The organism is Streptomyces sp. NPDC048106 (genome assembly GCF_040706415.1).
Classification (GTDB): Bacteria; Actinomycetota; Actinomycetes; order Streptomycetales; family Streptomycetaceae; genus Streptomyces.
In genome coordinates, this window is the sequence record NZ_JBEZND010000018.1 from 48,728 (window position 1) to 72,980 (window position 24,253).

The window sequence follows — 24,253 nt, forward strand, 5'->3', positions numbered from 1 at the left end:
AGTGCCACGTGAGTCAGCCCAGCAATTCGCGGACCAGCCCTCCCACTTGCTCCGTCTCGATCAGGAACCCGTCATGACCGTACGGCGATTCCACCACCCGCGTCCGGTCCGCGCCCGGGAGCAGCGCGGCCAGCTCCCGTTGCTGGGCGAGGGGGTAGAGACGGTCGGAGTCGACGCCGGCGACCAGGGTGGGGGCCGTGACGCGGGCGAGGGCCGACCGCGGGCCGCCGCGGGAGCGGCCGACGTCATGGGCGTTCATCGCCTCCGTCAGGACGACGTAGCTCGCCGCGTCGAAGCGCCGCACCAGCTTCGCCGCGTGATGGTCCAGATAGGAGTCCACCTGGTAACGGCCGCCCCGCCAGGGGTGTTCGGTGCCCTGCGGGGCGCGGCCGAAGCGGGCGGCCAGTTCCGGTTCGCTGCGGTAGGTGACGTGGGCGAGGCGGCGGGCGAGGCCGAGGCCGGTGTGGGGGCCGCGGCCGGTGTCGTGGTAGTCGCCGCCCTGCCAGTGGGGGTCCTCGCGGATGGCGCGGAGCTGGATGCCCGCCCAGGCGATCTGCTCCGCGCTCGCCGCCGCCGTCGTGGCGAGCAGCAGCAGCGCCCCGGTGCGCTCCGGGTACGTCGCCGCCCACTCCAGGGCCCGCATCCCGCCCATCGAGCCGCCCGCCACCAGCGCCCAGCGGCCGATGCCGAGCGCGTCCGCGAGGCCCGCCTCCGCCACGACCTGGTCCCGCTGGGTGAGGAAGGGGAAGGCGCCGCCCCAGGCCCGGCGGCCGTCCGGGTGCGGCGAGGCGGGCCCGGTGCTGCCCTGGCAGCCGCCCAGCACATTGGGGGCCACGACGAACCACCGGTCGGTGTCCAGCGGCCGTCCTGGCCCTACCAGGGGCTCCCACCAGCCGGGCGTGGGGTGTCCGGGCCCGGCCGGACCGGCGACATGGCTGTCACCGGTCAGCGCGTGCAGCACCAGCACCGCGTTGGACGCGTCCGGCGCGAGCCGCCCCCACGTCTCGAACGCCAGCCGGAGGCCGGGCAGTTCACCGCCCGCCTCCAGCGCCAGCGGCCGTCCGGGCGCGTGCCACCGGCGCCGGCCGGGCGGGTCGCCCGCCCGCCAGGCCCCGGTGACCGGCACCTGCTCGGCGGTGGTGACGGCGTTCACCTACACGCCCTTCGCCGCGCGGAAGCCGGCCTCCAGATCCGCCTTGAGGTCGGCCAGGTTCTCGATGCCGACCGACAGCCGCACCAGTCCCGGCGCGGTACCGGTGGCCGCCGCCTGCTCCTCGGTGAGCTGGCTGTGGGTGGTGGACGCCGGGTGGATGATCAGACTGCGTACGTCGCCGATGTTGGCGAGGTGGCTGAACAGCTCGACGGCGTCCACGAACCGCTTGCCCGCCTCGATGCCGCCGCGCAGCTCGAAGGAGACGATGGCACCGGCCCCGCGCGGCAGGTACGTCCGCCCGGCCTCGTACCAGGGGCTGGACTCCAGGCCCGGGTAGTGGACGACCGCCACCTCGTCCCGCCGCTCCAGCCACTCGGCGAGCGCCTGCGCGTTGGCGGTGTGCCGCTCCAGGCGCAGGCTCAGCGTCTCCACGCCCTGGAGCAGCAGGAACGCCGAGTGCGGGGCGAGCGCTGGGCCGAGGTCGCGCAGCAGCTGCACCCGCAGCTTCACCGCGAACGCGCCCGGACCGAGCGCCGGCCAGTAGCGCAGCCCGTGGTAGCTCGGGTCCGGCTCGGTGAAGCCCGGGAACCGGTCCCCCTGCGCGCCGAAGTCGAAGGTGCCGCCGTCCACCACCACACCCGCGATCGCGGTGCCGTGCCCGCCGAGGAACTTGGTCGCCGAGTGCACCACGATGTCCGCGCCGTGCTCGATCGGCCGCAGCAGATACGGGGTCGGCACGGTGTTGTCCACGATCAGCGGCACCCCGGCCGCGTGCGCCACGTCCGCGACCGCCCGCACGTCCAGCACGTTGCCGCGCGGGTTGCCGAGCGACTCGGCGAACAGCGCCTTGGTGCCGGGCCGGATCGCCGCGCGCCAGGCCTCGGCGTCGTCCGGGTCGTCCACGAAGGACACCTCGATGCCGAGCCGCGCCAGCGTGTGCCGGAAGAGGTTGTACGTCCCGCCGTACAGCGCCGTGCTGGAGACGATGTGGTCGCCGGCGCCCGCCAGGTTCAGGATCGCCAGGGTCGCCGCGGCCTGCCCCGAGGCCACCGCGACCGCCCCGGCCCCGCCCTCCAGGGCGGCGATCCGCTGCTCGAACACGTCCGTGGTGGGGTTGTGGATCCGGGTGTAGATGTTGCCGGGCTCGGCCAGCGAGAACAGGTCGGCCGCGTGCTGGGTGTCCCGGAACACGAACGAGGTGGTCTGGTAGACGGGGGTGGCCCGTGCGCCGGTCGCGGGGTCGGGGGCGGCTCCCGCGTGGATCTGCTTCGTCTCGAAGGACCAGGCGTCGGTGCCGGGCTGCGTGCTCATGGTGCGTGCTCCTCGTGCGCGGGAGGCGGTGACGTGGCACGAGGCAACCACGCGGGTGCACCGCTCAACAGGCTTACGCACAGGGCGACATGAGGACGTCACGGAGGACACACGGCCGCAATGCCCCCGACACGCGGGGCGGCCGGGGATGGTCATGGACGAACCACGGCGTGGCTGGTGGACCACCCGCTCGCCGACAGCCGGTACTTCTTCTACCGCGTCGACGGCCCGGCCGACCCGGACAGCGCTTCGCCCCACCGCGCGGCGATGGGGCGAAGCGCCGGTACGAACCGGTACTAGCTCAGCGAGGCCAGCGCCGCGTTCCAGGTGGCCGACGGGCGCATCACCGCGTCCGCCTTCTCCTGGTCGACGCGGTAGTAGCCGCCGAGGTCGGCCGGCTTGCCCTGGACGGCGTTCAGCTCGGCCACGATCTTCTGCTCGTCGGCCGCGAGGGCCTCGGCGAGCGGCGCGAACGCCTTGGCCAGGTCGGCGTCGTCGGTCTGCCCGGCCAGCTCCTGCGCCCAGTACAGGGACAGGTAGAAGTGGCTGCCGCGGTTGTCGATGCCGCCGAGGCGACGGGTCGGGGACTTGTCCTCGTTGAGGAACGTCGCCGTGGCGCGGTCCAGCGCGTCCGCGAGCACCTTGGCACGGGTGTTGCCGGTGGCCGTCGCGTACTGCTCCAGGGAGGGCACGAGCGCGAAGAACTCGCCGAGCGAGTCCCAGCGCAGGTAGTTCTCCTTGACGAGCTGCTGGACGTGCTTGGGCGCGGAGCCGCCGGCGCCCGTCTCGAACAGGCCGCCGCCCGCCATCAGCGGGACGACCGACAGCATCTTGGCGCTGGTGCCCAGCTCCAGGATCGGGAACAGGTCGGTCAGGTAGTCACGCAGCACGTTGCCGGTGACCGAGATGGTGTTCTCGCCGCGGCGGATGCGCTCCACCGACAGCTTGGTGGCCTCGACCGGGGACAGGACGCGGATGTCCAGGCCCTCGGTGTCGTGCTCCGGCAGGTACTGCTTGACCTTGGCGATCAGCTGCGCGTCGTGGGCGCGGTTCTCGTCCAGCCAGAACACGGCCGGGTCGCCGGTGGCGCGGGCGCGGGTGACGGCCAGCTTGACCCAGTCGCGGATCGGGGCGTCCTTGGTCTGGCAGGCGCGGAAGATGTCGCCGGCGGCGACCTCCTGCTCCAGCACCACGTTGCCGGCCGCGTCGACCAGGCGGACCGTGCCGTCGGCCGGGATCTCGAAGGTCTTGTCGTGGGAGCCGTACTCCTCGGCCTTCTGCGCCATCAGGCCGACGTTCGGCACCGAGCCCATGGTCGAGGGGTCGAAGGCGCCGTTGGCGCGGCAGTCCTCGATCACGGCCTGGTAGACGCCGGAGTAGCTGTGGTCCGGCAGCACCGCGAGGGTGTCGTGCTCCTGGCCGTCGGCGCCCCACATGTGGCCGGAGGTGCGGATCATCGCGGGCATGGAGGCGTCCACGATGACGTCCGAGGGGACGTGCAGGTTGGTGATGCCCTTGTCGGAGTCGACCATGGCCAGCGCCGGGCCGTCGGCCAGCTCGGCGTCGAAGGACGCCTTGATCTCGGCGCCCTCGGGCAGGCTCTCCAGGCCCTTGTAGATGCCGCCGAGGCCGTCGTTCGGGGAGAGACCGGCCGCCTTGAGCGTCTCGCCGTACTTCGCGAACGTCTTCGGGAAGAAGGCGCGCACCACGTGACCGAAGATGATCGGGTCGGAGACCTTCATCATCGTGGCCTTCAGGTGCACGGAGAACAGCACGCCCTCCTGCTTGGCGCGGGCGACCTGCGCGGCGAGGAACTCGTTCAGGGCGGCGGCGCGCAGTACGGCGGCGTCCACGACCTCGCCCGCGATGACCTTCAGCGGGGCGCGCAGCTCGGTGGCGGTGCCGTCGGCGCCGACCAGCTCGAAGCGCAGGGTGGTGTCCTCGGTGATCACCGTGGACTTCTCGGTGCCGGCGAAGTCGTTCTCGCTCATGGTCGCCACGTTGGTCTTGGACTCGGGGGTCCAGGCGCCCATGCGGTGCGGGTGGCTCTTGGCGTAGTTCTTCACCGACGCCGGGGCACGGCGGTCGGAGTTGCCCTCGCGCAGCACCGGGTTGACCGCGGAGCCCTTGACCTTGTCGTAGCGGGCGCGGATCTCGCGCTCCTCGTCGGTCTTCGGGTCGTCCGGGTAGTCCGGCAGGGCGTAGCCCTTGGCCTGCAGCTCGGCGACGGCGGCCTTGAGCTGCGGGATGGACGCCGAGATGTTCGGCAGCTTGACGATGTTGGCCGAGGGGGTCTTGGCCAGCTCACCCAGCTCGGTCAGCGCGTCCGCGATGCGCTGGTCCTCGTTCAGGTACTCCGGGAAGACGGCGATGATGCGCCCGGCCAGCGAGATGTCGCGGGTCTGCACGGGCACACCGGCCTGCGAGGCGTACGCCCGGACCACCGGCAGGAACGAATGCGTCGCCAGGGCCGGGGCCTCGTCTGTGTACGTGTAGATGATGGTCGAGTCAGTCACCGGGTGCTCCGCTCCACGTCTGCAACATTGCTCGACATCAAGATATCTCGTGCCGGGGGCGGTCTCGACAGGGGTGGCCCCCGGGAACACTGTTTTCCGCCGACCGGCCCCGTGCCCGGTCAGCCGGTTCCGCTTGTCCCGCCGGACCCGCCGGTCATCTCGCGCTCGATCCAGCGGCAGATCACCTCCACCACGTACACGTGCTCGGCGCGGGTGAGCTGCCGGCCCCGGGGGATGCCGTGCCACCGGGACAGACAGCCCCGGCAGCAGGTGGCGGTCGCGTGCTGGGCGACGAAGACCGGGTGCCCCCGGTACGGCGTCTGCTTGCCGTCCTTGTACGGCGCGGCCGGTGCGAGACGCCGCGCGACCAGGTCATAGGCGTGCCACCGGATGGTGGCCGGCCCCTTCAGCTCGGCGGTGGCCCGGTCCCGCCCGCGCAGGTGGAATCCCGCCCGGAACGGCTGGCGGGCGAGGGCGTCCAGGCGCCGGTCGATCGGGCGGGGATCGGGTGAATCGGTCATACCGCTACGAGCATACGGTCCGCCCCGTCGATCACCCCGGCCCCGGTTTCAGCCCCGCCCTCCGCGTCGGTCCCGGCGGCCGGTCCCGGGCCCGGCCGCCGGGACCGGCCGGCTTCCGCTTGCGTCACGGCGACCGGCCCCCGCGCCGGCCCCGGCGTCTCGCGGCGGCGGCCGGCCGCCGCCTTCGGCGGTTTCCGGCCATGCTGCGGACCGCCGCCGGGGTGGTCGCTCTCGGCGCCGGGCGGCGCCTCGGGCCGGCTTCCGGTTTCTGCCCCGGCCGCCGCCTCCACCCTCGAACCCGGCTCGGCGATCGCCTCGGCCGCCGCCCCGCCGAGCGGAGACCGCGCCGGTGACCGGCATTCCGCTTTGCGTCCGCGTCGGCTTCCGCGTCGGCTTCCGCCTTCGCGACGCCCGCCCTAGGGGTGTCCGGCGGATCTTGGCGCAGACGCGGGGTCCGGCACGCCGATCTGCGGCGTTGTCGTCGGTCGCCGACTCCCCCACGCTCGGCTTCGCTCGCGCGGGGGCGCCCCCATCGTCGACTCCCTCCTCCGCCTTGCATCTCGACGCACCAGACCCCGCTCACCTGGGTCAGAACCGTGCCGTGGCTTCCCTCCACCAAGATCCGCCGGGCACCCCCTAGTCCGCGGCCCTCCGGGGCACCTCCTCCGCGCTGCGCTGCTGCGGGATCGGGAGGGTGCCCTGCTGGATGGCGACGGTACGGACGGGGGAGGGGATGCGGATGCCCTCCTCGCGGTAGCGGCGGTGCAGGCGCTTGATGAACTCGTGTTTGATCCGGTACTGGTCGCTGAACTCGCCGATGCCGAGGATCACCGTGAAGCCGATCCGGGAGTCGCCGAAGGTGTGGAAGCGGATCGCGGGCTCGTGGTCCGGCAGGGCGCCGCCGACCTCGTGCATGACCTCCTCGACCACCTCGGCGGTCACCCGCTCCACCTGCTCCAGGTCGGAGTCGTAGCTCACCCCCACCTGCACCGGCACCGTGAGCCGCTGCTCGGGCCGGGTGTAGTTGGTCATGTTGGCCTTGGCGAGCTGGCCGTTGGGGATCACCACCAGGTTGTTGGACAACTGGCGGACCGTCGTCTGGCGCCAGTTGATGTCGACGACGTACCCCTCCTCGCCGCTGCTCAGCTGGATGTAGTCGCCCGGCTGGACGGTCTTGGAGGCGAGGATGTGGATGCCGGCGAACAGGTTGGCCAGCGTGTCCTGGAGGGCGAGGGCCACCGCGAGGCCGCCGACGCCCAGTGCGGTGAGCAGCGGCGCTATGGAGATCCCGAGGGTCTGCAGCACCACCAGGAAGCCGATCGCCAGCACCAGCACCCGGGTGATGTTGACGAAGATGGTCGCCGAGCCCGCCACGCCCGAGCGGGACTGGGTGAACGTCTGCACCAGACCCGCGATGACCCGGGCCGCGGACAGCGTGGCCACCAGGATCAGCCACACCTCCAGCACCTGGTCGGTGTGGTGCTGCACGGTCCTGGTGAGCGGCAGGACGACCGCTGCCGCCGCCACGCCCGCCGCGATCAGCGCCCAGGGCACGATCGAACGCAGCGCGTCCACGACGACGTCGTCGCCGCTCCAGCGGGTCCGTTTGGCGTGCTTCGCCAGCCAGCGCAGCAGCGAACGGGAGAGGAAGGCGGCCACCAGGCCGGCCGCGACCGCGATGCCGGCGACCACGGCGTCGTCGAGGGTCAGCGCGCGGTTCACCGGTCACCTCCGGGACGCAGGGTTTCTGCGGAGTGCCGTATGTGAGGTCTCGTCACGTTGTCACCTGCTCGATGTGCGGATGTGCGAAACGTGCCGGCCCCGGAACTCCGGTGACCGGCACGAGCGTTCATCCTGCCGTATCCGGAACGCGCCCTACCACCGGGGCCGGAGCCGTTGTCGGTGCCGTGTGCGACAGTGCCGGGGTGACTGAGATCAACCCTGCGCTGCCCGCCGCGCTGTCCGGCCTGGACGCCGTCGACTGGTCCGCGCTGACGCACGCCTACGGCCCCGCCGACGACGTGCCCGCACTGCTGTGTGCCCTCTGCTCCCCGGACGCGGAGCAGCGCCATCAGGCCCTGGACGCGTTGTACGGCAACATCTTCCACCAGGGCAGCCGGTACCCGGCCACGGCCGCGGCCGTGCCGTTCCTCGCCCGCATGGCGGCGGACCCCGCGCTGCCCGGCCGGGCCGCGCACCTGGAACTGCTCGCCGCCCTCGCCATCGGCTACGACGAGGCGCATCTGCCCGGCGGCGTCGCGGTGGCCGGCTGGCGGGCCGACGTCGAGGAGGTCCGCGCCCAGGACCCGGAGGCGGTACGCGCCGAGTACGACGCCTGGGTCGAGGCGGCGACCGACGACAAGGAGCGGCGGATGCGGGAGTTCCGCCGCGACATGTACGACCATGACGCGCAACTGGAGGCCATGACGGCGGAACTGGCCGCCTACGACGCGGTGCGCGGCGAGATACCGGCCCTGCTGCCCCTGCTGGGGGACGCGGACGCGGCCGTGCGGGCGGGTACGGCGTATGTGCTGGCCTGGTTCCCGGAGGCGGCCGCGGAGAGTCTGCCGCGGCTGCTGCCGCTGCTGGAGGGAGAGGGCGAGCCGGCGGTCCTGGCCACCGCGCTGGTGACCGTGGGGCTGCTCGGCGACGGCGAGAGTGGCGGGGAACTGGCGGCCCGGCTGCGGCCGTTCCTCGTCGCCGGGGAACCGGTGGTGCGGTGGGCGGCGGCCACGGCGCTGTCCCGCCTCGGCGCCGAGGGTCTCGTCGAGGCGGCCCTCGGCGAGCGGGTGCTGGCCGAACTCGTGGCCGGCGCCGGGGAGCCGCGGCCCGACGCGCCCCGCGTGCCGTTCCACGAGGGCGACCCGCGCGGCTACTCCGCCGCCTCCCTCGCCCTGCTCGCCGACCGGTTCCCGACGGAGGCCCTGGACGCGGTGACCGACGGGCTCGCCGCCACCAGCGGCCCGGCGAGCTTCCCCGTCGCCACGGCTGCGCTGCGGCTCGCCTTCGGTGAGCCCGGCCCCGACGGTCCCGGCGCCTTCGCGGAGCTGACCGGGCCCCAGCGCCGGCTGGTCCGGGTCCTCGCCGGACTCGACCAGGTCACCTGGCAGTGGGCGAACTTCTGGGGCATCCTCCGCTCCTGGGGCCTGCCCACCCCGCGCGACGCGCTGCGGGCCTACGCCGGACTGCCCGAGGAGTGACCCCGGCGGGGGGGCTCGCCCGCGGCGTGCTCAGGAGAACGAACCGTGCCGCCCCGCCCCGGCGGCGAACCGGGCGGCGCCCTCCGCGCTCTCCGCCAACACGCCCGTTCCATACCGGAGTTCACCGCGCAGCGCCGCCTCCTCCGACAGGCCCTCCTGGTCGAGGACGGAGGCCCGGTCGCTGCGCAGACACGCCTGCGGGAACCGGGCGATCTCCGCGGCCAGCGCCTCCGCCTCGGCGCGGGCGGCACCGGTGGGCACCACACGGTTGGCGAGCCCCATCGCGTATGCCTCGGGCGCGGGTACCGGACGGCCGGTCATGATCAGGTCCATGGCCCGGCCGGCACCGATCAGCCGGGGCAGCCGTACGGTGCCGCCGTCGATCAGCGGCACCCCCCAGCGGCGGCAGAACACGCCGAACACCGCGTCCTCCTCGGCCACCCGCAGATCGCACCACAGGGCCAGCTCCAGGCCGCCCGCCACGGCGTGCCCGGCGACGGCCGCGATCACCGGCTTGGACAGCCGCAGCCGGGTCGGCCCCATCGGCCCGTCGCCGTCCTCGGCCACCCGGTTGCCCCGCTCGGTGCCGATCGCCTTCAGATCGGCCCCCGCGCAGAACGTGCCGCCCTCGCCCCACAGCACCGCCACCCGGGCGTTCTCGTCCGCCTCGAACTCCCGGAAGGCCTCGGCGAGCCGGGCGGCCGTCGGACCGTCCACGGCGTTCCGGGCCTCGGGGCGGGACAGGACGACGGTGGTGACGTACTCCTTGCGCTCCACACGGACCGGCACGACGGGCACTCCCTCTCCAGGCGGCTGGGAGGGTCACTCTGCCGCAGCGGGCCTTCGGCCGCACCAGTGCCCCGGCGACCGCCCCGCGGACACCGGAGCGGAGGAAAAGCCCCGGACTTGACCTCAACGAAGCTTGAGGTCCTACGTTCTCCTCATGAGTATGGAGACCACCGCCTGGACGCAGTTGCACAGCGTGATGAACGCGCAGGCCGACCGCCGTCCCCTCGCCCGCGCCACGCTGCGCCGCATCGCCGCCTTCGCCCGCCCGCACCGCGCCGGCATCGTCCGGTTCGTCCTGCTCGGGGTGGTGACCGCCCTGCTCGCGGTGGCGACCCCGGTGCTCGCGGGGCACGTCGTCGACACCATCGTGTCGGGGCACGACTCCGCCACCGTGGTCCGCCTGTCCCTGCTGATCGCGCTGGTCGCCCTCGCGGAGGCCGGGCTCGGCATCCTCGGCCGGCGCCTGTCCTCGACGCTCGGCGAGGGACTCATCCTCGACCTCAGAACGGCCGTGTTCGACCACGTGCAGCGCATGCCCGTCGCGTTCTTCACCCGGACCCGCACGGGAGCGCTGGTCAGCCGGCTCAACAACGATGTGATCGGCGCCCAGCGGGCCTTCGCCAACACCCTGTCCGGCGTGGTGACCAACCTGGTCACCCTGCTGCTCACGCTCGCCGTGATGCTCACCCTGTCCTGGCAGATCACCCTGCTCGCCCTGGTGCTGCTGCCCGTCTTCGTGCTGCCCGCCCGCCGGATGGGCAGCCGGATGGCCCGGATGCAGCGGGAGGCGGCGGCGCTGAACGCGGCCATGGGCACCCGGATGACCGAGCGGTTCTCCGCGCCCGGCGCCACCCTGGTCAAGCTGTTCGGCCGCCCCGGGGAGGAGTCGGCGGAGTTCGCCGCCCGCGCCGCCCGGGTCCGGGACATCGGGGTGCGCACGGCCACCGCCCAGTCGGTGTTCATCACCTCCCTCACCCTGGTCTCCGCCCTCGCGCTGGCCCTCGTCTACGGCCTCGGCGGCTGGTTCGCGCTGCGCGGCACCCTGGAGGCCGGCGCGGTCGTCTCGCTGGCCCTGCTGCTGACCCGCCTCTACGCCCCGCTCACCGCGCTCGCCGGGGCCCGGGTGGAGGTGATGAGCGCCCTCGTCAGCTTCGAGCGGGTCTTCGAAGTGCTCGACCTGAAGCCGCTGATCGAGGAGAAGCCGGACGCGGTCGAGGTCCCCGAGGGCCCGGTGGCCGTCGAGTTCGACGCCGTCCGCTTCGCCTACCCGGCCGCCGACCAGGTCTCCCTCGCCTCCCTGGAGGAGGTCGCCGCCCTCGACACCCGCGGCGGCACCGAGGTCCTGCACGGCATCTCCTTCCGCGCCGAACCCGGCCAGACCATCGCCCTGGTCGGCTCCTCCGGCGCCGGCAAGTCCACCATCGCCCAACTGCTGCCGCGCCTGTACGACGTGGACGCGGGCGCCGTCCGGGTGGGCGGCGTGGACGTGCGCGACGTGACGGCGGCCTCGCTGCGGGCCACCCTCGGCATGGTCACCCAGGACGGCCACCTCTTCCACGACACCGTCCGCGCCAACCTGCTGCTGGCCCGGCCGGACGCCGACGACCAGGAACTGTGGGACGCGCTCGGCCGCGCCCGCCTCGCCGACGTCGTACGGTCCCTGCCGGACGGCCTGGACACGGTCGTCGGCGAGCGCGGCTACCGGCTGTCCGGCGGCGAGCGCCAGCGGATGACGATCGCCCGCCTCCTGCTGGCCCGCCAGCGCGTCGTCATCCTCGACGAGGCCACCGCCCACCTGGACAACACGTCCGAAGCGGCCGTCCAGGAGGCTCTCGCCGAGGCGCTGGAGGGGCGCACCGCCGTGGTGATCGCCCACCGGCTGTCGACCGTCCGCGCCGCCGACCAGATCCTCGTGATCGAGTCCGGGCGGATCGTGGAGCGGGGCACGCACGAGGAGCTGCTGGCGGTGGGCGGGCGGTACGCCGAGCTGCACCGGACGCAGTTCGCGCAGCGGGACGGCGAGGGGGCGGCGGTGGAGGCCGTCTGAGGGGTGCGGGCGGGGGCGCCGGGCGGGGGCGTGGGCGGGGCGCGGGCGGGCCGTCCCGGTACGAGATCCGCGCGAACCCTTGACGCCATTGGTGTGGACCTTTAACTTCACGCCTTAAACAAAGACTGCGGACGTGCCTGACGCACCAAGCCTCCCCAGCGAGTCGGGCGCGCTCCGCTTCCCCCACGAAAGGCCGCCCGCATGGCCAGAGCCCTCCCCACCGCCGTCTGCCTCGCCACGCTCACCCTCGCCTCCGGACTGCTCGCCGCCGCCCCCGCCCAGGCCGCCACCGGCGCCATCACCGGCCTCGCCGGCAAGTGCCTCGACGTCGCCGGCGCCGACTCCGCCGACGGCACGCCCGTACAGCTCTACGACTGCAACGGCACCGGTGCCCAGCAGTGGACGGTCGGCAGCGACGGCACCCTCCGCGCCCTCGGCAAGTGCCTCGACGTCAAGGACCGTTCGACCGCGGACGGCGCCAAGCTCCAGCTGTGGACCTGCACCGGGGGCGCCAACCAGCAGTGGACGGTCACCGCCGCCCACGACATCGTCAACCCGCAGGCCGACAAGTGCATGGACGTCACCGACGGCAACTCCGCCAACGGCAGCCTCATCCAGATCTGGAGCTGTACCGGCGCCGCCAACCAGAAGTGGACCGCGCCCGCGGCGGGCGGGAGCACCCCGGCCGCGCCGATGGCCGTGGCGCCGTACCTCTACGAGGGCTGGGGGAACCCGCCCAGCCCCACCGCCATCACCCAGGCCACCGGTGTGAAGTGGTTCACGCTCGCCTTCGTGCTCAGCAACGGCTACTGCAACCCCCAGTGGGACGGCAGCCGTCCGCTGACCGGCGGGGTGGACCAGCAGACCGTCAACACCGTGCGGGCGGGCGGCGGTGACGTGATCCCGTCCTTCGGCGGCTACAGCGGCAACAAGCTGGAGAGCTCCTGCTCCAGCGCGGGCGAACTCGCCGCCGCCTACCAGAAGGTGATCAACGCCTACGGCCTGAAGGCGATCGACATCGACATCGAGGCCGACGCCTACAGCAACGCCACCGTGCAGCAGCGCACCGTGGACGCGCTGAAGACCGTGAAGGCGAACAACCCCGGCCTGAAGGTGTACGTCACCATGGGCACCGGGCAGAGCGGCCCCGACACCGGTCTCGTCAACCGGGCCGCGGCCTCCGGGCTGACCGCGGACGCCTGGGTCATCATGCCGTTCGACTTCGGCGGCGCCGGACAGAACATGGGCAACCTGACCACCCAGGCCGCCGAGGGGCTGAAGAACGCGTTGAAGAACGCCTACCACTACAGCGACGACCAGGCCTACCGGGACATGGGCATCTCGTCCATGAACGGCGTCACCGACAACAACGAGACGGTCACGGTGAACGACTTCCGCACCATCCTCGGCTACGCCCAGGCCCACCACCTCGCCCGCCTCACCTTCTGGTCCGTCAACCGCGACCGCCCCTGCACCGGCGGCGGCGCCGACAGCTGCTCCGGCGTCTCCCAGTCCGACTGGGACTACACCCGCGTCTTCGCCGGCTACACCGGCTGAGCCCCGGGCCGCCCGGCCTTGTGGACGTGTGAGGTGCCGCGAACCTGGATACGCGGAACCCGGTACGCACGGCACCTCGGTCCGTCCGGAAGGCCCCTATGCCATGACCAGCGAAAACGCGCCCGCCCCGGGTTCGGAGATCACCCTGCGGGTGAACGGCAAGCCGCACACCCTGTACGTCGACCACCGCCGTGTCCTGCTGGACCTGCTCCGCGAGGACCTGGGGCTCACGGGCGCCAAGAAGGGCTGCGACCACGGCCAGTGCGGGGCCTGCACCGTGCTGGCCGGCGGGCGCCGGCTCAACAGCTGTCTGCTGCTGGCGGTGACCCTCGACGGCGCCGAGGTCACCACCGTGGAGGGCCTGGCCGGCGACGGCGAGCAACCGCACCCGCTCCAGCGGGCCTTCCTCGACCGCGACGCCTTCCAGTGCGGCTACTGCACCCCGGGCCAGCTCTGTTCCGCCGTCGGAATGCTCGCCGAGGCAGCCGCCGGGCACCCCTCCCACGTCACCGACCCCGCGGCCCCCTCCGGCCGCCCCGTCCCGCTGGACCGGCCCGAGATCCGCGAGCGGATGAGCGGCAACCTGTGCCGCTGCGGGGCCTATCCGGGCATCGTCGAGGCGGTGGAGGACGTGATCCGGTGAACGGCTTCGGATACCTCAGGCCCCGCACGCTCCAGGAGGCCGCCGAGGCGTACGCCGCCCACCCCGGCGCCCGCTATCTGGCCGGCGGCACCAACCTGGTCGACCTGATGAAACTCGGCGTCGAACGCCCCGCCTTCCTCGTCGACGTCGGCGCCCTGCCCCTGGACGGGATCGAGGAACTGCCCGACGGCTCCCTGCGGGCCGGCGCCACCGTCCGCAACAGCGACCTGGCCGCCGACCCGCGCGTCCGCGACCGCTACCCGGCACTCTCCCAGGCCCTCCTCGCCGGCGCCTCGGGCCAGCTCCGCAACGCCGCCACCACCGGCGGCAATCTCCTCCAGCGCACCCGCTGCCCCTACTTCCAGGACCTGGACAAGCCCTGCAACAAACGCGACCCCGGCAGTGGCTGCGGCGCCCTGGACGGCGTCCACCGCGACCACGCGGTGCTCGGCCACTCCGAGCGGTGCATCGCCACCCACCCCTCCGACATGGCCGTCGCCCTCGCCGCGCTGGACGCGCGGACCGAGCTGTACGGCATCGACGGCACCCGGAGCGTGCCCGTGGCCGACTTCCACCGGCTGCCCGGCGAACACCCCGAACGGGACACCGAGATCCGGCCCGGCGAGATCATCACAGGCGTGCTCCTGCCGGCCGCCACCGCCGGGATGCCCTCCGCCTACCGCAAGGCGCGGGACCGGGCGTCGTACGCCTTCGCCCTCGCCTCCGTGGCCGTGGTGCTGCGGCTCGCGGACGGCGCGGTCGAGCACGTGGGCCTCGCCTTCGGCGGGCTCGCGCACCGGCCCTGGCGGGCCCGCCGCGCCGAGGAGGCGCTGCGCGGCGCCGCCCCCACCCCGGCCGCCCTCGAACGCGCCGTCGACCTCGAACTGGCCGAGGCCCGGCCCCTGGGCGAGAACGCCTACAAGGTGCCCCTCGCCCGCAACCTCGCCCTCGACGTCCTCGGCCGCCTCACCCCGTCCCCCGCTGTGGCCTGACCGCGCACCCCACCGGTGCCAGGAGGAATCGTGTCCCACACCGACACTGTCCTCGGCGCTCCCGCCGAGCGCCTGGAGGGGCGGCAGAAGGTCACCGGCGCCGCCCGTTACGCCGCCGAGTACCCGCTGCCCGGGCGTGCCCACGCCTGGCCCGTGCCCGCCGCCGTGGCGCGCGGACGGGTCGCCGGGGTGGACAGCTCGGCCGCGCGCGCCCTGCCCGGCGTCCTGGCCGTCCTCACCCCCGGCGACGCCCCCCGGCTCGCCGAACCCGAGGACGCCACCCTCGCCGTGCTCCAGGACCCGCGCGTCCCGCACCGGGGCTGGTGCGTCGCCCTCGTCGTGGCCGAGACCCTGGAGACGGCACGGGACGCCGCCCGGCTGGTGCGCGTCCGCTACGACAGCGAGCCGTACGAGGTCGAACTGACCGAGGGCCACCCGCGGGCCTACGAACCGGAGGAGGCCAACGCCGGTCTGCCCGGCCGCGTGGAGTACGGCGACCCCGAGGGCGCCTTCGCCGCGGCGGAGACGCGCGTCGACGTCGCCTACCGGGTGCCGCCGCTGCACAACCACCCCATGGAGCCGCACACCACCACGGCCCACTGGGACGACGACCGGCTCACGGTGTACACCTCCAGCCAGGGCGGCACGACGGCACGCTCCGTACTCGCCCAGATGTTCGAGCTGCCCGAGGACAAGGTCACCGTGGTCTGCGAGCACGTCGGCGGCGGCTTCGGCTCCAAGGGCACCCCGCGCCCCGACCTCGTCCTCGCCGCGATGGCCGCCCTGCGCGCCGCCCGCCCGGTCACCCTCGCCTACCCCCGCCGCTGTCTGCCCACCGTCGTCGGCCACCGCGCGCCCACCCTGCACCGGCTGCGCCTCGGCGCCGGCCCGGACGGCCGGCTGACCGCGCTCGTGCACGAGGTGACCACCCACACCTCACAGGTCAAGGAGTTCGTGGAACAGGCCGCGGCACCCGCCCGCGTCATGTACGCCACGCCCAACCTGCGCACCGTGCACCAGGTGGTGGCCCTCGACGTGCCGAGCCCCTCGTGGATGCGGGCCCCCGGCGAGTCGCCGGGCATGTACGCCCTGGAGTCCGCCGTCGACGAACTCGCCGAGGCGCTGGACATGGACCCGATCCAGCTCCGCATCCGCAACGAGCCCGAGCACGAGCCGGGCACCGGCAAGCCGTTCAGCAGCCGCCACCTGGTGCAGTGTCTGCGCGACGGGGCCCGCCGGTTCGGCTGGGACGAGCGCGATCCGCGCCCGCGCGCCCGCCGCGAGGGCCCCTGGCTGCTCGGCACCGGCGTCGCCGCCGCCACCTACCCGGCCTCCGCCGTCCCGGCCACCGCCACCGCGCGCGCCCTGCCCGACGGCACCTTCGCGGTGCGCACCAACGCGACCGACATCGGCACCGGGGCCCGCACCGTCCTCGCCCAGATCGCCGCCGACACCCTCGGCACCGCCCTGGACCGGGTGCGCATCGAGATCGGGCACAGCGACCTGCCCCCGGCCTGGGTGGCCGGCGGCTCCACCGGCACCGCCTCCTGGGGCTGGGCCGTGCACGACGCCTGCGCCGACCTCGCTTCCCGACTCGCCGCGCACGAAGGCCCGCTGCCCGCCGACGGCCTCGACGCGCACGCCGACACCGCGGGCCGCGCCGACGCCGAAGTGCCCTACGCCCGGCACGCGTTCGGCGCCCACTTCGCCGAGGTCGCCGTCGACACCGTCACCGGCGAGACCCGGGTGCGCCGGCTGCTCGGCGTCTTCGCCGCCGGGCACATCCTCAACTCCCGCACCGCGCGCTCCCAGTTCACCGGCGCCATGATCATGGGGCTGGGCATGGCCCTCACCGAGGGCAGCACCATGGACCCCGCGTTCGGCGACTTCACCGAACGTGACCTCGCCTCCTACCACGTGCCCGCGAACGCCGACGTGCCCGCCGTCGAGGCCCACTGGATCGACGAGGACGACACCCACCTCAACCCCATGGGCAGCAAGGGCATCGGCGAGATCGGCATCGTCGGCACCGCCGCCGCGATCGGCAACGCCGTCCACCACGCCACCGGCGTCCGCTGCCGCGAACTGCCCCTCACCCCCGACCGGATCCTCGCCGCTCTGGGCGCCGCGCGGTGACGGTGGCCGGCCCGGCCTGGGAGTACGACGGCTACCAGCCCGCGCGGGAACGCCTGCGGGAGTCCCTGTGCACCCTGGGCAACGGCTACGTCGCCACCCGCGGCGCGCTGCCCGAGTGCACCGCCGACGAGATCCACTATCCCGGCACCTACGCGGCCGGCTGCTACAACCGGCTCACCTCCGAGATCGCGGGCCGCCGCGTCGAGAACGAGGACATGGTCAACCTGCCCAACTGGCTTCCCCTGCGCTTCCGTCCGGCGGCCGACGGCGCCGTCTGGCTGACCCCGGACACGGCCGCCGTCACCGAGCACCACCTCACCCTGCACCTCGGTGCGGGCCTGCTGGAGCGCCGCACCCGCTACTCCCTCGGCCCGCACAGCTCCCTGCTGGTAAGGCAGTTGCGCCTGGTCCACCTCGGAGACCCGCATCTGGCCGCGCTGCGCACGGAGTTCACCGCCGAGGGGGAGGCCCTGGACCTGGACGTCGAGGCCGCGCTCGACGGTGACGTCACCAACTCCGGCGTCGCCCGCTACCGCGACCTGGACGGCCGCCACCTCACCGACGTGCACACCGCGGGAGCCGGCGCGGGACCGGTGTGGCTGGACTGCCGTACCCGCACCTCCGACATCCGGATCGCCCTCACCGGCCGGCTCACCGCCCGGGTGCCGGGGGCCGCCGACGCCCCGGTGGCCGTCACCGGCGCCGCCGAACCCCGCCGAGCCGTACAGACCTTGCGCCTGGCCCTGACCCCCGGCCGTACCGCCACCGTCGACAAGACCATCGCCCTGCACACCTCCCGCGACCCCGCCATCGGCGACCCGCTGCGCGCGGCCCTCGACCGGCTCGCCGGCGCCCCCGCCTTCGACGACCTGCGGGAGACCCACCACGCCGCCTGGGAACGGCTGTGGCGGCGCACCGTGCTCGACGTGCCCGGCGAGGCCGGGCGGATCCTGCGCCTGCACCTCTTCCACGTGCTCCAGACCCTCTCCCCGCACACCGCCGACCTCGACGTCGGCGTCCCCGCGCGCGGACTGCACGGCGAGGCCTACCGGGGCCACGTCTTCTGGGACGAACTCTTCGTGCTGCCCTACCTCAACCTCCATCTGCCCGAGGTCTCCCGGGGCCTGCTCCGCTACCGGCACCGCCGCCTGGACGCCGCCCGGCACGCGGCGGCCCGGCTCGGCCGGCGCGGCGCCCGCTACCCGTGGCAGAGCGGCAGTGACGGCCACGAGGAGACGCAGGAACTCCATCTCAACCCCCGCTCCGGCCGCTGGCTGCCCGACAACTCCCGCCTCCAGCACCACGTCGGCTCGGCGGTCGCCTACAACGTGTGGCAGTACTGCGAGGCCACCGGCGACACCGCCTTCCGGGCCGGCGAAGGCGCCGAGATGCTCCTGGAGATCGCCCGCTTCTGGGCCGACTCGGCGGTGTACGACGACCACCTCGGCCGGCACCGCATCCGGGGCGTGGTCGGCCCCGACGAGTACCACGACGCCTATCCCGGCGCCGACCGGCCGGGCCTGGACGACAACACCTACACCAACGTCACCGCCGCCTGGGTGCTCGCCCGCACCCTGGAACTGCTGCGCAGCCTGCCCGAACCGCGCCGCCGCGACCTCACCGAGCGCGCCGGCCTCGAACCCGGCGAGACGGACCGCTGGCAGGAGGTCGCGCACACCCTCCATGTGCCCTGGCACGAGGGCGTGCTCAGCCAGTTCGCGGGCTACGGCGAACTCGCCGAACTGGACTGGGGCGCCTACCGCGAACGCTACGGCGACATCCGGCGCCTGGACCGGATCCTGGAGGCCGAGGGCGACACCGTCAACCGCTACCGGGCCTCCAAACAGGCCGACGTCCTGATGCTGGGCTACCTCTTCGCACCCCGCGAACTGCACGCGCTGTTCGCGGAGTTGGGCCACCATGTCGACGAGGACATCTGGTCCGCGACGGTCGACCACTACCTGAGCCGCACCAGCCACGGCTCCACGCTCAGCGGCCTCGTGCACGGCTGGATCCTGGCCCGCGCCCGCCGCGCCGACGCCTGGCGGTTCGTCCAGGAGACGCTGCGCGGCGACATCGCCGACGTCCAGGGCGGCACCACCGGCGAGGGCGTCCACCTCGGCGCGATGGCCGGCACCCTCGATCTCGTGCAGCGCGGGCTGACCGGCCTGGAGACCCGCGGCGGAGTCCTCTGGCTGGACCCCGTCCCGCTCCCCAAGGTCTCCTCCTACGGCTTCTCGGTCCGCTACCAGGGCCACTGGGGGATCGGCGTCCGCCTGACCAGCCGCCAGCTTGAGATCGCCGTACCCGACTCCGACGGCGACCCCATCGACGTACGGCTGCCGGACCGGGTGGTGACGGTGCGGCCCGGGCGGACGGTGCGGCTGGTGCTGCCCGGGGTCGAAACTGCCGCCGAAGCTGTGTAAGTTCAACTGCGTTGTCGTTGTGCTGGTGTTGTTGGAGGTGTGCGGGCTGTGCTGATGACCGGCAAGGTGCTGCGTTTCGACGAGGTCCGGGGATACGGGTTCATCGCCCCGTCGGAACCAGGCGAGGACGTCTTCATGCACGCGAACGACCTGCTGGACGAGAAGTACCTCTACCACGAGGGCAGCGAGGTCGAGTTCCACATGGAGATGGGGGAGAAGGGCCCGAAGGCCTCCCAGATCCGGCTGGTCTACCAGCCCTCCTCGCACCGCCTCCCCAGCCGCCCCGTCTTCTCGGACGGTTCGGCCGCCGAACGCCCCGCCGCACCGTCCGGCGAGGGCACCGGCACGGCCGGCTTCCGCGCCGAACTGACCGAGATCCTGGTCACCTCGGTCGACTCCCTCACGGCCGCGCAGATCCGCCAGGTCCGGGAGCGGGTCGTGGAACTGGCCCGGGAAAAGGGCTGGTTGACCGCCTGACCGGGTCTGCCGAGGGTCCCTTGCCGGACACCGGCGAGGGGCCCCGCACCTGTCACCCCCCTCCGGACCCCTGGAACACACCATGACGACAGTCAGCCCGACCGGCGACCTGTGGGTGCGCCGCTTCCACCCGGCGCCGCAGGCGCCCGCCCGACTGGTCTGCTTCCCCCACGCCGGCGGTTCGGCGACCTTCTACTTCCCCCTCTCCGCGGCCCTTCGCGACGCGGCCGACGTGGTCGCGGTGCAGTACCCCGGGCGGCAGGACCGGCACGCGGAGAAGGGCATCGAGACCATCGCGGAGCTGGCGGACCGGGCCCACGAGGCCCTGCAGCCCTACGCGGACCGCCCGTTGGTCCTCTTCGGGCACAGCATGGGGGCCATCGTCGCCTTCGAGGTGGCCCGGCGCCTGGAACGCGACGGCGAGGGCCCCGTCCACCTCTTCGCCTCCGCGCGCCGCGCCCCGTCCGCCCGCACGGTGGAGAACGTGCACCAGCGCGACGACGACGGCATCATCGCCGAGATGCGCCGCCTCAGCGGCACGGACCCCCGCCTCCTGGGCGACGAGGAGCTGCTGCGCATGGTGCTCCCGGCCCTGCGCAGCGACTACACCGCCATCGAGACCTACCGCGCCGACCCGGCCACCGTCGTCGCCGCCCCCGTCACCGCCCTCACCGGCGACGCGGACCCCCGCGTCACCCCCGAGGAGGCCCACGCCTGGCGCACGCACACCACCGGCGCCTTCGACCTCAGGATCTTCCCGGGCGGTCACTTCTACCTCACCGACCGGATCGACGAACTGGCGGAGCTCCTGCGGGCGCGGCTGACGGCGTAGCACCCCGCGATCAATCGGTCAGGCGAGTTCCTTCGGGCCGTAGAGCGCGGCCGGGGCGCCCGTGGCCAAGGCCCAGTACCGGTCGCCGTACGACCAATGCCACCATTCGGTCGGGTAGTTGACCAGTCCGGCGGCGGTCAGGGCCTGGCCCAGGAGGCGTCGGTTGGCGCGGGCCTCCTCGCCGATGCCGTCGGCCTCGGTGTAGCAGGCGCCCGCGCTCTCCTCCGGGTTCGCGTTCAACGCCGTTCCCATGTCCAGTTCTTGACCGTCGGCGTCGGCGAGCGTCAGGTCGACGGCCGCCCCGGCGCTGTGCGGCGCGATCTCGGGCGGCGAGACGTAACGGCTCGCCGCCGAACGCACCCGCTCGGCGGACCAGTCGGGATGGGCGGCACCCAACTCCGCGCCGTACCGGTCGAAGTAGCGCCGCTGAAGGGCCGGCGGCCGGTATCCCTCGACGTAGAGCAGCCGCAGTTTCCCCGGCAGCGACTCCTGCGCCTTGAGCAGCCGTTCCAGCACGCCCTCGCGCAGCCGGGCGAACGCCCCGTCCCCGTCCGCCTTCCGCCCGTCGACCCGCAGGCGCCCGCCATGGCGCACGTCCACGAGCCGCTCACCGCACTCGCGCACGGGCACGGCGGCGACCCGCGGATCGGACATCAAGATGATCTCTGCCATGGGGCGATCATGTCAGCCGCACGGCACCGCCGGGACGCGCCCGCTCGTCAGAGCGTCAGCCGCAGATGGCGCGGCCCCCGCAGCATCGCGTTCTGCCGGTACGGCGGCGGGTCCTCGGCCAGCTCCGCCGTGCCCAGGTGGGGCAGCAGGGCGGCGAGGGCGGACTGGGCCTCCAGCCGGGCGAGCGGGCCGCCGTAGCAGAGGTGGATGCCGGAGCCGAAGCCGAGGTGCTGGTTGTCGGGCCGGGCCGGGTCGAAGCGGTCCGGGTCGGGGAAGCGACGGGGGTCGCGGTTGCCGGAGGCCAGGGCCAGGATGACGGACGAGCCGCGGGGGAGCGTGGCGCCGGCGACGTCGAAGTCGGCGAGGGGGATGCGCTCGCGCATGTGCACCGGGGGTTCGAAGCGCAGCAGTTCCTCCACCGCCCGCGGCAGCAGGCCGGGTTCGCGGCGCAGCCGGTCCAGCTCCGCGGGGTGGCGCAGCAGGGTCAGGACCCCGTTGGTGATGAGGTTGACCGTGGTCTCGTGCCCGGCGATCAGCAACAGCACCGCCGTCTCCGCGAGTTCCTCCCGGCTGAGCCGCAGCTCGGGGTCGGGTTCGCCGACGAACGCGGACAGCAGGTCGTCGCCCGGCGTCTCGCGGCGCTGTTCGGCCAGGCCAACCAGGTACCCGCCCATCTCCCGGCGGGCCCGGTCGGCCTCCTCGCGCGGCGCCGAGCCCGCGTCCGGCCGTACGTCGGCGGACGCGACCAGCGCGTCCGACCAGGCGCGGAAGAGCGGTTCGTCCTCGCGCGGCACACCGAGCAGCCGGCAGATCACCGTGACCGGCAGCGGATAGGCGAAGTCGTCCACGACGTCGACCTGCCCGCCCGCCTCGAACGGCGCCAGCAGCTCCTTGGTGATGCCGTCGATCTCGGCGCGCATGCCGTCCACCCGGCGCGGGGAGTGCGGCGGGCCGAAGGGCCGCATGGCCAGGGTGCGCAGCCGGTGGTGCTCCGGGTCGTCGAGGCGCAGGAACGGCGGCTTGGCGGTCACCACGCCACGGGTGCGGGGATCGGCGCTCATCCGCGGGTCGTGCAGCAGCGCGGCGACCTCGTGATAGCCGCCGATCAGCAGGCTGCCGTCCGACTGCGGGACGACCGGACCGGCCGCGCGCAGTTCCGCGTACAGGGGGTAGGGGTCGGGGCGGCTGGCGTAGTCGGTGATCCTCGCCAGCAGGGTGCCGGGGTCGGTGCCCGAGTCCATGTCGGCTCCTCGAAGTGGGCGTGGGCTATACCACCGTCAGCCGGCGGTCCGGGAGATAGCCGGTCAGCGCGACCGTCGGGCCGTGGGACAGCACCGACGGGTCCGGTACGTCGGACGGGATCGGGATCTCCGCCGCGAGGGCCCGGTCGGCGGCGCCCGGCGGCGGCGGGAACGGCGCGGCCGTCTCGATCAGGTGCTGGTAGTAGTCGAGCGACTTGGCCATGTCGACGGTGACCGCGGCCGTGACCCGGCCCCGGTAGCCGTAGACCATGGCGAGCCTGCGCGCCTCCAGCGAGCCCTGGGCGATGACCACGTGGTCGGAGTAGGTGGGCACCCCGACCGATTTGATGTTGAGCCCGAACTGCGTCGACCAGAACGTCGGCAGGGCCAGGTGGGGGCGGCGCAGCGGCCCCGGGCTGACCATGTTGTGGGCCGCGACCTCGGCCTGCGTGACCGCGTTGCCCCAGTGCTCCAGGGACAGCAGCTGGTAGCCGAAGAGCGGGTGCGGGAAGCGGGAGACGTCGCCGGCCACGAACACGTCGTCGGTGACGATGCCGTACATGGTGAAGGCGCGGCACCCGGCGTCACAGGCCAGCCCGCGCGGGCCCGCCGCGAGACCGGACTCCGCCAGCCACTCCACGTTGCGCACCGCCCCCAGCGCCACCACGCACACGTCCGCGTCCACCCGGCTGCCGTCGGACAGCTCCACGCCGGTGAAGCTCCCGTCGCCGAGCAGCCTGGTCACCGTCACGCCGGTCCGCAGGTCCACGCCGTGGTTGCGCTGCATCACGGCCGCGAGCTTGGACAGGGTGCCGCCGAGCGCGCCGACCAGGGGCGCGGGGCCGCGTTCGGTGACCGTGACCTCCAGGCCGCGTTCCCGGCAGGCCGAGGCGATCTCGGAGCCGGTGAACCCGCCGCCGATCACCAGGACCCGCCGCGGCCCCGCGTCCAGCCGCCGCGCGAGCCCCGCGGCATCCTCGCGGGTGCGCACGGTGAACACACCGTCCAGCGCGGCCTCCTGCGGGTTCGGCCAGGGCCGGGCGCGCGTCCCGGTGGCGATCAGCACCCGGTCGTACGGCAGTGACTCCCCGTTTTCGAGCAGCACCCGTTTCCCCAGCGGGTCCAGACCCGTGGCCCTTACACCGAGCAGCCAGTCAGCCTTGGGGTCCCGGCGCATCGGCAGCCCGGTGGACTCGGCCGGCGCGATGCCCAGCAGCACCTGCTTGGACAGCGGCGGGCGGTCGTACGGGGGATGGGGCTCGTCCCCGACCACCGTCAGGGATCCGGTGAAACCCTCGTCGCGCAGCGCCTCCGCGGCCCGCAGCCCGGCGAGCGAGGCGCCCACGATGACGATGCGGCCGTCCATGAGGTCATCGGGCACCGCCGCTCACCTCCTCGCCGAGGAGAATGGCCTGGACCGGGCAGGCCGCCGCGGCCTGGCGCACGCGTTCGACCTGGTCGTCCGGGACGGCCGGGGCGTACAGCAGCCCCTCCTCGCCGTGCAGCCGGAACACGTCCGGCGCGAGGAACACGCACTGTGCGTAGCCCTGGCAGCGCGTGAGGTCGACAACGGTCCGCATCGCAACCACTTCCTCCTCCGCCGTACCCGCCCCTCGTCTCCAGCATGGGACGAGAACCGCAGGCCCGCACGGCCACCCGGGCGGGGCCCGGCAGGCGGCGCGTCAACGCCCGGCCGGGCAGCGCCGCTTGACGGATCCGGACGAAAGCCGACATGTCAGC

The 24,253-nt window shown here is 73.6% G+C and carries 20 protein-coding genes; 10 read left to right on the forward strand and 10 right to left on the reverse strand.

What is annotated here, in order from left to right; translation table 11 throughout:
• Nucleotides 1-13: 13 nt before the first annotated feature.
• Together AB0927_RS19750 and AB0927_RS19755 are read right to left on the reverse strand one after the other, a co-directional pair.
• Nucleotides 14-1,153 carry a homoserine O-acetyltransferase gene (locus AB0927_RS19750; RefSeq protein WP_366668917.1) on the reverse strand — a complete coding sequence of 380 codons (1,140 nt, stop codon included), beginning with the start codon at nucleotides 1,151-1,153 and terminating at the stop codon, nucleotides 14-16.
• A complete protein-coding gene (locus AB0927_RS19755; protein ID WP_366668918.1) occupies nucleotides 1,154-2,464 on the reverse strand; it encodes a bifunctional o-acetylhomoserine/o-acetylserine sulfhydrylase in 1,311 nt (436 codons plus the stop codon). It abuts the gene before it with no gap.
• Nucleotides 2,465-2,584: 120 nt separating this feature from the next.
• On the opposite strand from AB0927_RS19755, the gene AB0927_RS19760 reads away from it, so the two are divergent.
• Nucleotides 2,585-2,764: a hypothetical protein gene (locus tag AB0927_RS19760; protein ID WP_366668919.1), complete on the forward strand. Its 180-nt coding sequence runs from the start codon at nucleotides 2,585-2,587 to the stop codon at nucleotides 2,762-2,764.
• Here the strand turns inward: AB0927_RS19760 and AB0927_RS19765 are convergent.
• The 3 genes from AB0927_RS19765 to AB0927_RS19775 form a co-directional block, all read right to left on the reverse strand.
• A complete protein-coding gene (locus AB0927_RS19765) occupies nucleotides 2,761-4,980 on the reverse strand; it encodes an NADP-dependent isocitrate dehydrogenase (RefSeq protein WP_366668920.1) in 2,220 nt (739 codons plus the stop codon). The two genes, AB0927_RS19760 and AB0927_RS19765, sit on opposite strands and share 4 nt — an antisense overlap.
• 119 nt (nucleotides 4,981-5,099) lie before the next feature.
• Entirely contained in the window at nucleotides 5,100-5,501 is a 402-nt protein-coding gene (locus AB0927_RS19770; RefSeq protein WP_366668921.1) for a DUF4186 domain-containing protein, read from the reverse strand.
• Between the two features lie 636 nt (nucleotides 5,502-6,137).
• Nucleotides 6,138-7,223, reverse strand: coding sequence for a mechanosensitive ion channel family protein (locus tag AB0927_RS19775; protein ID WP_366668922.1), 1,086 nt, complete (start codon nucleotides 7,221-7,223; stop codon nucleotides 6,138-6,140).
• Nucleotides 7,224-7,426: 203 nt separating this feature from the next.
• Here AB0927_RS19775 and AB0927_RS19780 point away from each other — a divergent pair, with 203 nt between their 5' ends.
• Nucleotides 7,427-8,701 carry a hypothetical protein gene (locus AB0927_RS19780; RefSeq protein ID WP_366668923.1) on the forward strand — a complete coding sequence of 425 codons (1,275 nt, stop codon included), beginning with the start codon at nucleotides 7,427-7,429 and terminating at the stop codon, nucleotides 8,699-8,701.
• 30 nt (nucleotides 8,702-8,731) lie between these two features.
• Here the strand turns inward: AB0927_RS19780 and AB0927_RS19785 are convergent, their stop codons facing one another.
• Complete coding sequence (locus AB0927_RS19785; protein WP_366668925.1) at nucleotides 8,732-9,490, reverse strand: crotonase/enoyl-CoA hydratase family protein; 759 nt, start codon at nucleotides 9,488-9,490, stop codon at nucleotides 8,732-8,734.
• 160 nt (nucleotides 9,491-9,650) lie between these two features.
• Between AB0927_RS19785 and AB0927_RS19790 the strand changes: the two genes are divergently transcribed.
• The 8 genes from AB0927_RS19790 to AB0927_RS19825 all read left to right on the forward strand — a co-directional run bounded on the left by AB0927_RS19790 (nucleotide 9,651) and on the right by AB0927_RS19825 (nucleotide 20,600).
• Nucleotides 9,651-11,537 (forward strand): ABC transporter ATP-binding protein, encoded by a 1,887-nt coding sequence (locus AB0927_RS19790; protein ID WP_366669015.1) that lies wholly within the window; start codon nucleotides 9,651-9,653, stop codon nucleotides 11,535-11,537.
• A gap of 201 nt (nucleotides 11,538-11,738) precedes the next feature.
• On the forward strand, nucleotides 11,739-13,094 hold the full coding sequence (locus AB0927_RS19795) for a lectin (RefSeq protein ID WP_366668926.1): 1,356 nt from the start codon (nucleotides 11,739-11,741) through the stop codon (nucleotides 13,092-13,094).
• A 103-nt stretch (nucleotides 13,095-13,197) separates the two neighbouring features.
• Nucleotides 13,198-13,737 carry a 2Fe-2S iron-sulfur cluster-binding protein gene (locus tag AB0927_RS19800; RefSeq protein WP_366668927.1) on the forward strand — a complete coding sequence of 180 codons (540 nt, stop codon included), beginning with the start codon at nucleotides 13,198-13,200 and terminating at the stop codon, nucleotides 13,735-13,737.
• A complete protein-coding gene (locus tag AB0927_RS19805) occupies nucleotides 13,734-14,729 on the forward strand; it encodes a xanthine dehydrogenase family protein subunit M (protein ID WP_366668928.1) in 996 nt (331 codons plus the stop codon). The genes AB0927_RS19800 and AB0927_RS19805 overlap by 4 nt, the downstream gene beginning before the upstream one ends.
• A 30-nt stretch (nucleotides 14,730-14,759) precedes the next feature.
• Nucleotides 14,760-16,865 carry a xanthine dehydrogenase family protein molybdopterin-binding subunit gene (locus tag AB0927_RS19810; RefSeq protein WP_366668929.1) on the forward strand — a complete coding sequence of 702 codons (2,106 nt, stop codon included), beginning with the start codon at nucleotides 14,760-14,762 and terminating at the stop codon, nucleotides 16,863-16,865.
• Nucleotides 16,866-16,867: 2 nt separating this feature from the next.
• A complete protein-coding gene (locus AB0927_RS19815) occupies nucleotides 16,868-19,291 on the forward strand; it encodes a glycosyl hydrolase family 65 protein (protein ID WP_366669016.1) in 2,424 nt (807 codons plus the stop codon).
• 48 nt (nucleotides 19,292-19,339) lie between these two features.
• Nucleotides 19,340-19,768, forward strand: a complete 429-nt coding sequence (locus tag AB0927_RS19820; RefSeq protein WP_366669017.1) for a cold shock domain-containing protein — start codon at nucleotides 19,340-19,342, stop codon at nucleotides 19,766-19,768.
• Between the two features lie 82 nt (nucleotides 19,769-19,850).
• A complete protein-coding gene (locus AB0927_RS19825) occupies nucleotides 19,851-20,600 on the forward strand; it encodes an alpha/beta fold hydrolase (protein WP_366668930.1) in 750 nt (249 codons plus the stop codon).
• An 18-nt stretch (nucleotides 20,601-20,618) separates the two neighbouring features.
• Here AB0927_RS19825 and AB0927_RS19830 read toward each other — a convergent pair whose 3' ends face one another.
• The 4 genes from AB0927_RS19830 to AB0927_RS19845 are packed head-to-tail and all read right to left on the reverse strand — an operon-like array spanning nucleotide 20,619 to nucleotide 24,093.
• Nucleotides 20,619-21,272: a M15 family metallopeptidase gene (locus tag AB0927_RS19830; protein WP_366668931.1), complete on the reverse strand. Its 654-nt coding sequence runs from the start codon at nucleotides 21,270-21,272 to the stop codon at nucleotides 20,619-20,621.
• Between the two features lie 47 nt (nucleotides 21,273-21,319).
• The gene (locus AB0927_RS19835) at nucleotides 21,320-22,513 is read right to left on the reverse strand and encodes a cytochrome P450 (RefSeq protein WP_366668932.1); all 1,194 of its coding nucleotides are present in this window, start codon (nucleotides 22,511-22,513) and stop codon (nucleotides 21,320-21,322) included.
• Between the two features lie 25 nt (nucleotides 22,514-22,538).
• On the reverse strand, nucleotides 22,539-23,894 hold the full coding sequence (locus AB0927_RS19840; protein ID WP_366668933.1) for an FAD-dependent oxidoreductase: 1,356 nt from the start codon (nucleotides 23,892-23,894) through the stop codon (nucleotides 22,539-22,541).
• Complete coding sequence (locus AB0927_RS19845) at nucleotides 23,884-24,093, reverse strand: ferredoxin (RefSeq protein ID WP_070029705.1); 210 nt, start codon at nucleotides 24,091-24,093, stop codon at nucleotides 23,884-23,886. Before AB0927_RS19845 ends, AB0927_RS19840 begins: the two co-directional genes overlap by 11 nt.
• Nucleotides 24,094-24,253 lie beyond the last annotated feature (160 nt).

Excerpts from the sequence above, each read along its gene's own strand:
- AB0927_RS19755 (WP_366668918.1), bottom strand. The coding sequence starts at position 2,464 with ATGAGCACGCAGCCCGGCACCGACGCCTGGTCCTTCGAGACGAAGCAG.
- AB0927_RS19760 (WP_366668919.1), top strand. The coding sequence starts at position 2,585 with ATGCCCCCGACACGCGGGGCGGCCGGGGATGGTCATGGACGAACCACG.
- AB0927_RS19770 (WP_366668921.1), bottom strand. The coding sequence starts at position 5,501 with ATGACCGATTCACCCGATCCCCGCCCGATCGACCGGCGCCTGGACGCC.
- AB0927_RS19790 (WP_366669015.1), top strand. The coding sequence starts at position 9,651 with ATGGAGACCACCGCCTGGACGCAGTTGCACAGCGTGATGAACGCGCAG.
- AB0927_RS19795 (WP_366668926.1), top strand. The coding sequence starts at position 11,739 with ATGGCCAGAGCCCTCCCCACCGCCGTCTGCCTCGCCACGCTCACCCTC.
- AB0927_RS19800 (WP_366668927.1), top strand. The coding sequence starts at position 13,198 with ATGACCAGCGAAAACGCGCCCGCCCCGGGTTCGGAGATCACCCTGCGG.
- AB0927_RS19825 (WP_366668930.1), top strand. The coding sequence starts at position 19,851 with ATGACGACAGTCAGCCCGACCGGCGACCTGTGGGTGCGCCGCTTCCAC.
- AB0927_RS19830 (WP_366668931.1), bottom strand. The coding sequence starts at position 21,272 with ATGGCAGAGATCATCTTGATGTCCGATCCGCGGGTCGCCGCCGTGCCC.
- AB0927_RS19835 (WP_366668932.1), bottom strand. The coding sequence starts at position 22,513 with ATGGACTCGGGCACCGACCCCGGCACCCTGCTGGCGAGGATCACCGAC.
- AB0927_RS19845 (WP_070029705.1), bottom strand. The coding sequence starts at position 24,093 with ATGCGGACCGTTGTCGACCTCACGCGCTGCCAGGGCTACGCACAGTGC.